The following is a 13832-nucleotide window of genomic DNA, read 5'->3' as shown; positions in this document are numbered from 1 at the left end:
TGCAAATGTACGGCTATTTTTAAAGAAACAAGTATCTATTGCTACTTATTCAAAATAAAATATTTTAACCCAAACTATCTGTAAATCAAAAGTTTAATTTCCGTGAAGATATTTTATAAAATCAGGAGTTTACTTTTAGCTTTTTGTAAACGAAAAAACCGAAATAAATTAGAGCAATAGTTCCAAAACCTATTCCCAGTAAAGGTTCTTCAGGTCTTTGGTAAATGAAGAAAATGGTAGCTGCGGTCATTATTAGCGCATTCACCAGCAAACGCTTAGCGGTGTAATAATTTTTAAACTGTTCTGTAATACTTCCCATAGCTTTAATTTTTTTCAAAGCTATGAATTTAAAAGCAATCTTTAACTTTCGTCGGCCGAAGGACCATAAGTGGCCGGCACCGGGATATCCAATAACCGAAAATAAACTCCCAATTGCGCCCTGTGATGCGGTAACTGGTTAAACACCATCATTCTTAAAACGCTATATTTTGGCATATCCATTAAAACCTTCCCGTCCTGGATCATTTTCCAGTTCTTTTCATATTCCTTATCTGGCTTTCGTAGAGCAGCTTCAGCTTCAGCAGTATTATTTCGTAAAACTTCAAGGATTTCTTCTACACTAGCAAAATCAGGAGCTTTATAACCAGCCATATCCATATCATCCATTTCCATAGTTCCGGTGATCCAACTGGGAATTTCAGCAAGGTGATTAGCCAGTTGCCTAATACTCATAGATTTTTTATGCGGGCGCCAATTCATTTTATCAGCAGGAATTCGTTTCAGGAATTTTTCAGTAATCACTACTTCGTGTTGAAGCTCAGATATTAGTATGTTTTGAAGTTCCATAATTTTAAAATTAACAGGGTAAATTACAATAAAAACTTATCACTCCTTAGGATTTAAAAGCAAAAAGCCCTCGGGAAAACACGTATTTTTGGAATTGTTCCTACCGCTTAATTCTATTATATTTGCGCAACCAATTCCTTTTTTATGAAACTTGACAGAATTCCGCAGTTAAAACATACAGCTTCCAACAACTTCTTTTTACTTGCCGGGCCTTGCGCTATAGAAGGCGAAGAAATGGCACTAAGAATTGCCGAGAAAGTTGTAGAAATCACTAACAAACTGGAAATTCCCTACGTTTTCAAGGGATCTTTTAAAAAGGCAAACCGCAGCCGAATTGATAGTTTTACCGGAATTGGAGACGAAAAAGCTTTGAAAATTCTTCGAAAAGTTTCTGAAACTTTCGAAATTCCTACCATTACCGATATTCACGAAGTAAGCGATGCGAAATTAGCTGCTAAGTATGTAGATATTCTTCAAATCCCCGCTTTTTTAGTTCGGCAAACAGATCTGGTAGTTGCCGCGGCAGAAACCGGAAAAGTAGTCAACCTTAAAAAAGGACAATTTATGAGTCCTGAAAGTATGAAACACGCGGTAACGAAAGTGACCGATTGTAATAATGAGCAGGTAATGGTTACCGATCGCGGCACCATGTTTGGCTACCAGGATATGATTGTAGATTTTAGAGGAATTCCTACAATGCGCGAATTTGCTCCTACGGTTTTAGATGTCACCCATTCCCTCCAGCAACCAAACCAAAGCAGCGGTGTGACCGGCGGAAGACCAGATATGATTGAAACCATTGCCCGTGCAGGCGTGGTAAATAAAGTTGACGGCCTATTTATAGAAACTCATTTTGACCCGGCCAACGCCAAAAGTGATGGTGCTAATATGTTAGACCTTAATTACCTGGAAATATTATTAAGTAATTTAGTTACAATAAGAAAAACTGTAAATAAATTATAATTTTCTAAGGCCTAAAGCAGACTTTCTTTTAACTACCACTTACTTTATTAAAAAACCGTTGCATAAGCTCCTGGTTTGATTTTTATTACACGGAGTTGTTATTAATATTCATCAAAATCTAAGACTGTTTTTCTCCAATTGAATCTCTTATAATCCAAAACTTTGGAAGGTTTTTTATTCCCCTTCATTTTTGATTTTACCGTAGTAGTAAACAAAACCTATAGCTCTCTTAACGGCTCTTTTATTTAATTAAATAAATGTTAATACAAGCTCAGTTTAAAATTTTTCGATTTAAATTAAGTTAATTTGGCAATTAACCAAGCAATATTATCTTAATGAGAAACCAAAGGATTTCAGGGAATCACTTCTCTTTTAATTCGTTTTTAGCTATTATCAGTTTTTTTATAGTAGCTCCTCTAACTGCGCAAAATGAACCCGAAGTTTCTGTGGGTGGTGCTCTTAGGTACAATTATAATCTATCTTCCTGGAAGGATGGCCAAAAAAACCGTGGTGGCGATTTTGGTTATGATATTTTCAGAATAAATTTCGATGCAAAATATAAAGGAGTTTATCTAAATGCCGAATATCGTTTATACTCTGATGCCTTTGGTGGTGGTGTGATGAAGCAAGGATGGATGGGTTACAAATTTAACGATTTAGACGAAATACAAATTGGGCTAACCCAGGTTCCCTTTGGCATTCAGCAATATAATTCTCACAACTGGTTTTTTAACCTTACTTATTATGTAGGGCTCGAAGATGATCACGATATGGGAGTAAAATATATTCATGCCGGTGAAAAATATGAATATCACCTGGCTTTCTTTAAAGGCGCCGAAGAATTAGCTTTTGGAAGTAATACCGAATCCTCGGCGAGCCGTTATTCTTATGATGTAATTGGAAGAAATAAGGAAATCAATCAATTCAACGGAAAATTCGTTTATAAGTTTGGCGAGAAAGCAGCAAATCGTCTAGGAGTTTCTGCGCAATACGGTGGTCTTTACAATTTAGATACCAAAGAAACAGGAGACCATTACGGACTCGCTGCACATTACGAGATCACTCAAAACCGGTGGAATTTAAAAGCACAAGTTTTAACAGCTGCGCACAACCCTATTAATGCTGAAGGTGAAACCAGAGAATCCTTAACTTTTGGAGCATACGGTTTTCCTTATGAGGTTGCTGCCGATTTTAATTTATACTCCCTGGCAATTTCAAGAAACGTCCCTGTTAACCTGGGACCTGTTTCAAATTTGGAATTCTACAATGATTTTGGTTATATGCAAAAGCATAATAATAATTTCACCGATTCTTATATGAACGTGACGGGAGTTTTGGTTACCGCCGGGCAGGTTTATACCTATATAGATTATGCTGCCGGTTATAACCACTCCTGGTTGGGAGGCGATTTTGTAGATGATTTCGCAGAAGGTATTCCTGATGCAAAATGGGAAGCAAGATTCAATATCAACATAGGATACTATTTTTAATTTAATTTCTGAAAACCAATTATATGGCAAAAAAAGTTACCAGAAGCGATGAGAAAAAGTCAATCTTTGGATTGGAAGTAAACGGCCCCGTTTTCTTCATTTCCTCTTTTATCATCATTGTAAGTATCGTCTTAACCCTAATATTTAAAAAACAGGCAGAATCAGTATTTTCAGATATTCAAAACGCAGTGGCCAACAACGCCGACTGGTTTTTTGTAATGTGTGTAAATATATTCCTGGTCTTTCTTATCTATCTTGCTTTGGGCCCTTTTGGCAAAATGCGGATAGGTGGCCTAAAAGCCAAACCGGAGTTTAAAACACTCTCCTGGTTCGCGATGTTATTTAGTGCAGGTATGGGAATTGGGCTATTGTTCTTTAGTGTGGGAGAACCCATAATGCACTTTAATACACCTCCAACCGCTGAAGCCGGAACTGCAGCTGCAGCAAAAGAGGCTATGAATTTCACCTTTTTACACTGGGGTTTTCACGCCTGGGGAGTTTATGCACTAGTAGGGCTGGCACTATCCTATTTCACCTATACCCGTGGATTACCGCTAACCATTCGTTCTATTTTCTATCCTTTCCTGGGTGATAAAATCTACGGAAAAATTGGAGATGCGATAGATATTTTTGCAGTTTTGGCCACCTTATTTGGGTTGGCAACATCACTAGGCTTTGGAGTTCAACAAATTGCTTCAGGTCTTGATCACGTTTTTGATATCCCTAGCGGTATAACCACTCAGGTAATGTTAATTGCCGGAATTACCCTGGTAGCTACCATTTCGGTAGTATTAGGGGTAGATAAGGGAGTTAAATTCCTTAGTGAGTGGAATATGCGTGTAGCTTTAGTATTACTTGGTCTGGCGCTTATTTTAGGACCTACCATCTTTATTTTTAGATCTTTTGTAGAAAATACTGGAAGTTATTTATTTAATTTCATTGAAATCTCTACCTGGAGTGAAACCTTTACAGGTGGCTCCTGGCAAAACGACTGGACCGTGTTTTATTGGGGCTGGTGGATTGGCTGGTCTCCATTCGTAGGAATGTTCATTGCCCGTATTTCTAAAGGTAGAACTATCAGAGAGTTTATACTGGGCGTATTACTTGTTCCATCTCTGGTAACTTTCTTCTGGATGTCTGCCTTTGGTAGTGTGGCTATCCAGGATGCCATGGGTGGTGACATGAGTATTGTAGATGCGGTAAACGATGATATCGCCACTGCGCTTTTTGTCTTTTTTGAAGATTATCCGCTATCTATGGTAATAAACGTGGTAGCCGTAATTCTTATCGCAGGTTTCTTCATTACCTCTTCCGATTCCGGTTCACTGGTAATTGATAGTTTAACTTCAGGAGGAAAGATTGATGCTCCTAAAGGGCAGCGTATTTTTTGGGCTGTAACCGAAGGAACCGTAGCCGCAGTATTACTTATTGGTGGCGGTCTACAGGCACTACAAACAGCTACAATTGTCACCGGTCTCCCATTTGCGGTCATACTCCTCATTATGTGTTATTCTCTCTATAAAGGCTTAAAAGAAGATCATTTAGAACTTCAGGATAAGAAAGAGCAAAAAGAGATGGAAAACTACGAGGAGATCGTAAACGACATCGTTAAGAAAAGAAATATCTCAAAAAATAAAGAACAACAATAAAAAATAGGGATCATGGAGAAATTCAATAATATTCTGGTTGCCTTAGACCTTTCAGACATAGACAATACCCTTATAGATTACGCCTCCTTTTTGGCTGATACTTTAAATTTAGAAAAGGTTTACTTTGTCCATAACATCAAAACATATGAAATTTCATCGCTTTTCGATGAGCAAATGAAAGACATAAATTTAGATGAAGTTATAGGCGATGAATTAAACGAAAAAGTAGAAAGCCGGTTTAAGGGGAAAGCAGAGTGGGAAGTCCTTATTTCAGAAGACCCTTATACGGAATCTCTTATTAATTATATTACTAATAAATACTATATAGACCTGGTAGTTATGGGTAATAAGAAAAGACATAAGGGAACCGGTGTAGTAAGCACAAAATTGCTCAGGTTATTAAAATGCGATATCCTCTCTGTTCCAAGAGATTTCACACCGCAAATTAAAAATATCTGGGCTGGAACTGATTTTTCCAGGGAATCACGAAAAATCTTTAATGTTGCCCAAATGTTGCAAAAAGCAACTTCGGCGCCGGTTACTGCAGCCTATGTATACTCTGTTCCTGTTCAATTTTCACCTTATGTATCTAAAGAAGCCATGGCACCTAAGATCGAGAAACATGCGAAGCAAAAAAGTGAAAAGTTTTTAAGTAAACTTGATTATGACGGGGAAGTAACACCGCTAATTATTCCGGGAAGAGATTCTAGTGTAGCCAGTAATTTATTGGAGCATGCCAAGAAAAATAAGGTAGACATTTTGATTGTTGCCGATAAAGGAGCTAACAATATATCGAACCTCCTGGTGGGAAGCGTAACCGAAGAATTATTTGGTGAAAAACCGGAAATTCCATTATGGATATCTAAATAAGACCAATATTTTATTTGAAAAAACCTGCCAGAAGACCGGCAGGTTTTTTTTATTGATTTTTATAATCTTTTTTGAGATTAATTTAGCTGAATTTCCACCATAACTGGCAGGTGATCTGATGGATATTTTAAATCTTTTGAATCGCTTAAAACAGCATATTTTTTTACTTCAATATTATCTGAAACAAAAATATAATCAATTCTTCTCTTCACGGCTTCTTTAAAATTATAGCCGTTAAAAGTACCTTCAGGCCCAAAATCAAGTTCAGCAAGAGTTTTGGAGTCGTTCATTTTTTCGGATAAAAATTGAATTGCACTGGTTTGCGGTTCCAGGTTAAGATCGCCCATTAATATTACCGGAAGATTTTCTTTATTTAATGCTGAAATTTTTTCCCAAATGAGCTTTGCACTGTTTTCTCTGGCTTTTTCTCCCACATGATCAAAATGGGTGTTGAAAACCCAGAATAATTTCCCTGAATCTTTATCTTTAAATTTAGCATAAGTACAAATACGCTCCATTGCCGCATCCCAGCCTACCGAGATTTCAGCTGGCGTTTCCGAAAGCCAAAAAGTATTATGTTCCAGCACTTCAAACGCTTCAGCATTATAGAAAATAGCGCTAAACTCACCGGCTTCTTTCCCATCATCTCGCCCTACTCCAACATATTTATAATTTTTAATTTCAGATTCAAAATGTTTTAACTGACTTACCAAAGCTTCCTGAACTCCAAGAATTTCAGGCTCATAGAACTTTATCTGGTTGGTAATATGCTCCTTTCGGTTAGACCAGGAATTTTCACCATCATTTTCATTAGCATATTTAATATTGTAACTCATCACTTCCATCTCCTGGCTAAAAAGAGTAGTTCCCGTAAAAATGAAAAGCAATAAAAGGAAGAAAGTTCGGTTTATCATAATTCTGATTTTTGATAAAGTTCGGAATTTTCAAAATTCCAATTGCATAATTCACTAAATTAATAGAAAAAATATGGCAGGAAAACGCAACAATTTTTTAATTATTCTTCTGATTGTGGGAATGCTGCTTTTAATACCGTTAATCGCGATGCAGTTTAGCAACGAAGTGGTTTGGACTGCTTCAGATTTTATTATTATGGGAATTTTACTCCTGGTTACCGGACTGGGAATTGACCTTGTATTGACAAAGGTTTCCAGTAGTAAAAACCGACTTATAATTGGTGGAATTATTCTTGCAGTATTTTTTATGATTTGGGCAGAACTTGCTGTGGGAGTTTTTGGAACTCCTTTTGCCGGAAGTTAAAAAATTAGCAGAAGAATATTTCAAAAACGATCAATGCAAAATTTTGTAGACAAAAACTCTATAGTTCGGGAAATTTGGGGCAAAGGCGATACCATTCTCTTTATTTTCGCCGGGGCTTCGGCTGAATTTGCGCTCAACAAAGCTGTTGATTGGCTTTATTATACCGGCCGTTTACCTCAAGATCCACTTGGCAGGCTTTTCTCAACGGTTTCCTATGCCCGGGAAATTGTTTTTGCTGAAAAATCGTCCGCACTTAAGGCTATAGATCATATAAATTCAATTCACGCTTCGCTGGAAAATAAACGCGGTAAAAATATTCCAGACTGGGCTTACCGGGACGTACTTTTTATGCTTATAGATTATTCTATCAGGTCTTTTGAGATCCTGGAACGCAACCTAGAACTTTCTGAAAAGGAAGAAGTTTTTGATGTTTTTTTCCGGGTAGGTAAAAGAATGAATTTAAAAGATCTACCAGAAAATTTCCAGGAATTTGAAAAGATGCGACAAGAACACCTGGAGCAAAATCTTAAGTATGGAGAATATACCAAAGACCTTTACCAACAATATAGCAAACACCTGGGGTTAATGCGTTACAAGTTATTACTGGAAACACAAAGCCTTATTACGCCAGTTAGCGTTCGTAACTATTTAAATTTGCGAAAGTTTTCTTTCCTAAACCCCGTGATTACTATTTATAAAATTAGCAGAAGTTTAAAAATAGACGGACTTCTTAAATCGCTGATCCTACCTTCAGAATATCAGGAAGAGATAAAATCTTTAGACATTGAAAATGCATAAGCTACATAAGAAAAAAAGACTATTTTCTCAAATTACATCTTTAGACCATCAACAGAGATAATCGGAATTTAAGCCTGTTTTATAATAAAAATTCTTATAAACAGAACCTACACTCCATCTACATAATTTTGTAAATAACTGAATTTTGGAGTTAACCTGCCATTTTGAGTCATTCGCGCTCGGTCTAAGACTCCATTTTTATCATTATTAAAGAAAGCCGGGATTACGTGTTCCATAAACATTTCGCCAAAACCTTCGCTAGCATCTTTTGGTAATTCGCAAGGCAAGTTATCTACCGCCATAACGAGAATACTCTCTTTCTCGCGGAAATCTACTTCGGTTTCAGTTGCAGGATCGTAACCATAAAAAGGCTCAGCTATGGTTGAAGGCCTAATTGTACTGGCAATAGGCTCATTGATATCACAAGAAATATCTGCTATATATTTTATAGTAAAATCTTTAGATTTCGCATCTTCAGCAGTAAAAAACACCGGCGCTCCATCTCCATAAAAATGTCCCGATATAAAGAAATCACTACATTTAGCGAAACGCAAAAAGTTAGAATCATACTTGCCTGGTTCTTTAAAAAACTCTTTCTGATTGCCCGCGGAGCCATCCTTCTTTTTATTATAATCAAGCACATCTATATTGCAATAAACCGGCTCTTCTCCTGTGAAATTCAGAAAATCCTCCACGTTCAGCACTCTGATTTTTAAATGATCTAAAATTTCTTTTGCGCCCCGGGCCACCTTTCCTGCCCCGGTTAATAATATTTTAATTGGCGGAATTTTAATTTTATCGAGTTCTGCCAACATGGCATCTAGATCTGGCAGAGATTCTACTTTAGGTAAACTATATAAATTTTCTTTTAAACCAATTCCCCTAAATCCATTGTAAGTTCCTACGAGGCCGGCATATCGGCCAAAACCAATAAGCCTGTGATTTTTTTGATTTACAATTACCTCGTGGTCGTATAATTCGATATTATTTTTAAGAATCTCCCTAAGCAAATCGCGGTTATGAGGTTGCTTTTTAATGGTATGGGAAAAGAAAAAGTATTTTTTATTCGGAATTAGCGCCGGTAATGGAACTTCTTTTACACCCAGTAAAACATCGCAATCTGAAACATCTTCAGTAACTTCAAAACCGGCATCGCGATATTCCTGATCGGTAAAAATACGAATATCAGAACTTTGCACTTTAAAATTAGCTTCCGGAAACTTTTTTACGAGTTCTTTCAGTTTGTTAGGCGAAAAAACCACGCGACGGTCTGGTGGCGTTTTTTCTTCTTTAATCAGTGCAAATTTTATCATTTCTGGTATGGGTTTTGTTCTTTTATGAATGCCTTTCAAAGGTATGAATTTAAAATTGTATCTTTGTAGGCTCAGATCAGTTAAGACTGACTGGATTTCCGTCTTTGCGGAAATGACGATGTTCTTTATTTATGGGGTCGACTTGGTTTTGACAGCGAGTCTAATTGAGTTGTAAGCACGTCGAGCGCTGGGATATAGCTCGTAAATCTCATATTTCACACTTTTTTAAACGGCGAAGATAACTACGCCTTGGCTGCATAATCCGAATCACAGTAGGATTGCTTAGTCCCTGTAAGACAGGGAGCCAAGATGTCCCGCGAAGGCCTTGATTTACGGCATTCGCATTAGGGGCACCGATAAAGTAAATATAGGAACTGTAGGACCTTGATGCAGTTCTAAAATCTAATTGAGGATACGGAAGAAGTTAGGTAGTTTTCGGCCAGACTTTTTCCCGACAATTTAAGTGAAAACTAAACGTGTAGAAAACATCTGAATTGCTTGTTTGGACGAGGGTTCGAACCCCTCCGACTCCACTTTTAACATTTCAAAATGTTTCAAAAACCCCGAAATCCTAGGATTTACGGGGTTTTTTGTTTTTAAGAATATCAAAATAACCCAAATTATATCAAATAAATCGAGACCAATTCGGTGACCTATTTCAAAATTGAAAAATAGGTCTCGATTGACACATAAACCCCTATTTTACAAATCTTTACGCAAAGTTAAAATTTTCTATCGAGACCCTTTTTTAGGTATATTTATTACGAATCGAGACCTAAAAAATTCATTATTATGAGAACTGACTTTCACTTACATTTTCACCTATTAAATTCAAAGATCAACAAAAGAGGCTTAGCCCCTATATATCTTAGGCTTACCGTAAATGGTAAGAGAAAAGAATATAGTATTACCAGAAGGATAGAACCCGAAAAATGGAATTCAAAACTTGAGAAAGTGATGGGAAAAAATCACATCTCCCAAGAGATCAATACCCATATCAACAATATTCGGCACAGGCTTAATAAAATTCATCAGGTATTATCTGATAATGATGAAATGATCACTTCTTCCAGAATGATTAAAGAGCTAAAAGGCGAAACCAAACATAAATCTAAAATGACCTTAGAGGTATTTAAAGAGCACAATGAACAAATGGATCGCCTTTCTGGTAAAAGTATCTCTAAGAGCACCGCTAAGCGATATTGGACCTGTTATAACCACATTGAGCAATTCATAAACGAGGTTTATAAAACCGAGGATTTCCGAATGAAAGATATAGACTACCAGTTTATTACAAGATTTGAATATTTTTTAAAAACTACAAGAAAGTGTAATCATAACTCAGCCTTGAAATATGTCAATAATTTTAAAAAGATAGTTCGAATTGCACTAGCTAATCAATGGATGGACAGGGATCCATTTTATAATTATAAGGTTCAATATGAAACCGTGGATCGGGAATTCCTAAATGAAGATGAAGTGAAAGCCCTGGTGGAAAAAGAACTTCATTTTGACCGTTTAAAAATTGCGAGGGATATGTTCGTCTTCAGTTGTCATACCGGCTTGGCTTTTGGTGATTTAGAAAAACTCTCTGAAAAGGATATTATTAAAGGTATAGATGGTGGAAGATGGATAAGAACAAAAAGAAAGAAAACTAAATCTATAACCAGCGTCCCCTTACTTCCAATAGCGGAAGAGATTATTGAGCGTTATAAAGATCATCCTGAAATAAAGGACGAGGACTTAATTCTTCCCGTTCCCAGAAATCAAAACTATAATGCTTTTTTAAAAGAGATTGCTGTGTTGTGTGGAATTAAAAAAAACCTTACCACGCACCTTGCTCGCCATACATTTGCAACCACTATTACATTAACTAATGGAGTGCCTATAGAATCTGTAAGCAAAATGCTAGGTCATAAAGATTTAAGAACAACCCAACATTACGCAAAAATTGTGGATAGAAAAATTAGTGATGATATGAAAGCGTTGAGAAAGATATTAGAAGAAAAGGCTGCTAAAGACTCAGAAAAAAACAACTCTAAGAAGGAAAAATAGGGCGTCCTTTTTTCTATTCTTAGTCAAAGGCTTTCACAATTTAATAGAGTCTATTCTTCATTAAAGAGATCATATACCTCCCTATTAAGGTCTGGAATATAATTACCCAAGGCCTTCAAGGCTCTTTCCTGAATTTTACCGAAACTTTCTGATTCTAAATCTCCCCCGGCAATCTCCCAATCCTCAAAGTAAAGAACCTGTGAGAGGTAAGTGTCATCCTCACCATAGTACATAACTGTAACACGAGTCCCACTAAAAGCCAATTGTAAAGAATAGAAAACGTTCTTAAAATAATCTGGAGTATGAATTTCAGGTAAATCCAGAGAAATCATATTGGTTTTCGGGTCATAAGAAAGCCATGTTGGTAAATAAACTTTTCCCAGTTCTAACATTAGAATTTAATTTAAAGACCAGTTCATAAAAGTAATATTTTTTACTTTAAGTGGGTGGTTTTTTCGGAAAGCTTAAAGTGCCCAGACCCCAGTTTGAAGATACTCAAAAAAAAGGATGATTTTCGTTCTTGAAAAATTTTGAGACACATGCACCTATCACCAATATTTCTGAGCCGATTAGTAAAACAAGCAAATCAAGAATTACGTATATTTGAGCCGATTAATTAATATATTCGGCTCATGAAATACAATTGGCAACAACCTGACTGGCCAAAATTTCAGTATTCTACACAACATGTAGAGGATCTCCTTTTTCATTTTTCTGAAAGAAGCGGAAGAATTAATGGAATATTAGAAGGATTACCCCAGGATATTAAAATGGAATCCATAATTGAAGTTTTGGTTTCGGAAGCAATAAAAACCTCAGAAATTGAGGGAGAATATCTTGACAGGAAAGACGTGATGTCCTCCATTAAAAATAATCTGGGGCTTTATACAAAGCATACAACTAAAGATCTTCGTGCACAGGGAATTTCTGAATTAATGGTAGATGCTCAGCAAAATTATCAACAGGCATTAACAAAAAACAGTCTTTTAACATGGCACAAGATGCTTATGAAAGGAAATAGCAGAATTGAAGCGGGAAAATGGCGTAGTCACAAGGAACCCATGCAAATAGTTTCGGGTGCCTTGGGTAGAGAAATAATCCATTACGAAGCTCCACCTTCTAACGTAGTTCCTTCTGAAATGAAAGGGTTTATTCAATGGTTTAATGACACAGCCCAGGGAGGCAAAACAGAAATAAGAAAACCTATCATTCGAGCGGCCGTTGCCCACCTTTATTTTGAATCAATACATCCTTTTGAAGATGGCAACGGAAGAATTGGAAGAGCCATTTCAGAAAAAGCCCTTTCACAATTTATGCGAAGGCCAGTATTACTTAGTCTTTCTAAGACCATTGAAAACAATAAGAAGGATTATTATGACGAATTACAACGAGCTCAACGAAAGAATGAAATTACTCCTTGGATAACTTATTTCATAAATACAACAATTACTGCTCAAAAAGATGCCGAATCTTTAGTTGCTTTTACCCTGAAAAAAACTAAGTTTTTCGACCGGTTCAAAAATAAACTTAACGAAAGACAACTAAAGGCTCTAAAAAGGATGTTCGAAGCAGGCCCGGAAGGTTTTGAAGGTGGTATGAATGCAAGAAAATATGTTTCTTTGAATAGAACCTCGAAAGCTACTGCCACCAGAGATCTCCAAGATCTTTATGAAAAAGGAATTCTTGTTAAAGAGGGCGGCGGACGAAGCACTTCTTATTACCTGAAACTCGAGTGAGCACAAATTTAAGACCCGACAATTCTTTCTTTTCTTTATCTTTAGTTAGCTAATCACAAGAAAGATAAGATGTTATTGGAGCATTTTGCAGTTGGTAGTTGGAATGAGGATTTTTCGGATGATCCATTTTATTTCCTGGTTTCTAAAATTAAACGTTTTTTATAAAAATCTAATTTATATACACAGGTATTGCGCCAAGCTTATTATCTATCCAACTTTAAATATCTACCATCATCGAAATCTATATATTCAATACCATTTTCTGGAGAATAAATTACTCGATTTATAGAGGAGGTAAGCTCAGTATTAAATATCAAAACATCATTGAAATGAAATCCATTAATCTCAATGTTTGTAAATAAATCAGGATTAAAGAAATTACTACCTTCAGAATTCACTATCTGATAATCTTGATGTGTGCCATTTTTAAATAATCTCTTCATAGATAATATCAGCTGATCTTCCTGGAAACCTCTTGAGAGAATTGATCATCCCCCAAAAATTAGGACAGTAAGTTAAGTTCAAAAATAACCTTAATTTTACTGTATTATGACACGAAGAAAATTCACATCCAAGTTTAAAACGAAAGTAGTCCTTGAAGCCTTGAAGGAGCGGCAAACTGTCAAGGAGCTTGCACAAAAATTTGAAATCACCCCTCAGCAAATAGGCACCTGGAAACGCGATTTCCTAAAGGAGGCCGATACTGTTTTTTCCAAGGGTGAAAAATCAAAAAAATCGGAAGCAGAGGAAAAGAAAGACCAGCTTCTTAAAGTCATTGGGGAGCTTAAAGTGGAGAATGATTTTTTAAAAAATGCCTTGCGCTAAAACCTTTAG

At 36.3% G+C, this 13832-nt stretch carries 15 protein-coding genes and 1 other RNA gene; 10 read left to right on the top strand and 6 right to left on the bottom strand.

All coding sequences use genetic code 11. The features are described 5' to 3' along the window. Window positions 1-121 precede the first annotated feature (121 nt). Both B5440_RS09445 and B5440_RS09440 read right to left on the bottom strand, forming a co-directional pair. Complete coding sequence (locus B5440_RS09445) at window positions 122-337, bottom strand: hypothetical protein (RefSeq protein ID WP_070053427.1); 216 nt, start codon at window positions 335-337, stop codon at window positions 122-124. A gap of 23 nt (window positions 338-360) precedes the next feature. Beyond that, window positions 361-846: a DinB family protein gene (locus B5440_RS09440; RefSeq protein ID WP_070053428.1), complete on the bottom strand. Its 486-nt coding sequence runs from the start codon at window positions 844-846 to the stop codon at window positions 361-363. Between the two features lie 144 nt (window positions 847-990). On the opposite strand from B5440_RS09440, the gene kdsA reads away from it, so the two are divergent. The 4 genes from kdsA (at window position 991) to B5440_RS09420 (ending at window position 5818) form a co-directional block, all read left to right on the top strand. Further along, window positions 991-1809, top strand: coding sequence for a 3-deoxy-8-phosphooctulonate synthase (gene kdsA / locus B5440_RS09435; RefSeq protein WP_070053429.1), 819 nt, complete (start codon window positions 991-993; stop codon window positions 1807-1809). A 335-nt stretch (window positions 1810-2144) separates the two neighbouring features. Next, window positions 2145-3299: a hypothetical protein gene (locus tag B5440_RS09430; RefSeq protein ID WP_070053430.1), complete on the top strand. Its 1155-nt coding sequence runs from the start codon at window positions 2145-2147 to the stop codon at window positions 3297-3299. Between the two features lie 23 nt (window positions 3300-3322). Then, entirely contained in the window at window positions 3323-4948 is a 1626-nt protein-coding gene (locus B5440_RS09425) for a BCCT family transporter (protein ID WP_070053431.1), read from the top strand. Between the two features lie 12 nt (window positions 4949-4960). After that, entirely contained in the window at window positions 4961-5818 is an 858-nt protein-coding gene (locus tag B5440_RS09420) for a universal stress protein (protein WP_070053432.1), read from the top strand. A gap of 77 nt (window positions 5819-5895) precedes the next feature. Here B5440_RS09420 and B5440_RS09415 read toward each other — a convergent pair whose 3' ends face one another. Beyond that, a complete protein-coding gene (locus tag B5440_RS09415) occupies window positions 5896-6732 on the bottom strand; it encodes an endonuclease/exonuclease/phosphatase family protein (RefSeq protein WP_070053433.1) in 837 nt (278 codons plus the stop codon). 73 nt (window positions 6733-6805) lie between these two features. Between B5440_RS09415 and B5440_RS09410 the strand changes: the two genes are divergently transcribed. Beyond that, the gene (locus B5440_RS09410; RefSeq protein WP_070053434.1) at window positions 6806-7096 is read left to right on the top strand and encodes a hypothetical protein; all 291 of its coding nucleotides are present in this window, start codon (window positions 6806-6808) and stop codon (window positions 7094-7096) included. A 33-nt stretch (window positions 7097-7129) separates the two neighbouring features. After that, window positions 7130-7894 (top strand): oxygenase MpaB family protein, encoded by a 765-nt coding sequence (locus tag B5440_RS09405; RefSeq protein WP_070053435.1) that lies wholly within the window; start codon window positions 7130-7132, stop codon window positions 7892-7894. A 107-nt stretch (window positions 7895-8001) separates the two neighbouring features. On the opposite strand, the gene B5440_RS09400 is transcribed toward B5440_RS09405, so the two are convergent. Then, a complete protein-coding gene (locus tag B5440_RS09400; RefSeq protein ID WP_070053436.1) occupies window positions 8002-9207 on the bottom strand; it encodes an NAD(P)-dependent oxidoreductase in 1206 nt (401 codons plus the stop codon). Between the two features lie 133 nt (window positions 9208-9340). On the opposite strand from B5440_RS09400, the gene ssrA reads away from it, so the two are divergent. Continuing rightward, window positions 9341-9743: a transfer-messenger RNA gene (ssrA, locus tag B5440_RS09395) on the top strand. A 256-nt stretch (window positions 9744-9999) separates the two neighbouring features. After that, on the top strand, window positions 10000-11262 hold the full coding sequence (locus B5440_RS09390; protein WP_070053437.1) for a site-specific integrase: 1263 nt from the start codon (window positions 10000-10002) through the stop codon (window positions 11260-11262). A gap of 50 nt (window positions 11263-11312) precedes the next feature. Here B5440_RS09390 and B5440_RS09385 read toward each other — a convergent pair whose 3' ends face one another. Then, entirely contained in the window at window positions 11313-11654 is a 342-nt protein-coding gene (locus tag B5440_RS09385; protein WP_070053438.1) for a hypothetical protein, read from the bottom strand. A gap of 240 nt (window positions 11655-11894) precedes the next feature. Here B5440_RS09385 and B5440_RS09380 point away from each other — a divergent pair, with 240 nt between their 5' ends. Further along, entirely contained in the window at window positions 11895-12998 is a 1104-nt protein-coding gene (locus B5440_RS09380) for a Fic family protein (RefSeq protein WP_070053439.1), read from the top strand. Between the two features lie 203 nt (window positions 12999-13201). Here the strand turns inward: B5440_RS09380 and B5440_RS09375 are convergent, their stop codons facing one another. Then, on the bottom strand, window positions 13202-13441 hold the full coding sequence (locus B5440_RS09375; RefSeq protein WP_070053440.1) for a hypothetical protein: 240 nt from the start codon (window positions 13439-13441) through the stop codon (window positions 13202-13204). Between the two features lie 106 nt (window positions 13442-13547). Between B5440_RS09375 and B5440_RS09370 the strand changes: the two genes are divergently transcribed. Further along, window positions 13548-13823: a transposase gene (locus B5440_RS09370; RefSeq protein ID WP_070055119.1), complete on the top strand. Its 276-nt coding sequence runs from the start codon at window positions 13548-13550 to the stop codon at window positions 13821-13823. Window positions 13824-13832 lie beyond the last annotated feature (9 nt).

Source organism: Salegentibacter salarius (genome assembly GCF_900168265.1).
GTDB lineage: Bacteria > Bacteroidota > Bacteroidia > Flavobacteriales > Flavobacteriaceae > Salegentibacter > Salegentibacter salarius.
This window is presented reverse-complemented; position numbering and strand designations above follow the sequence as displayed.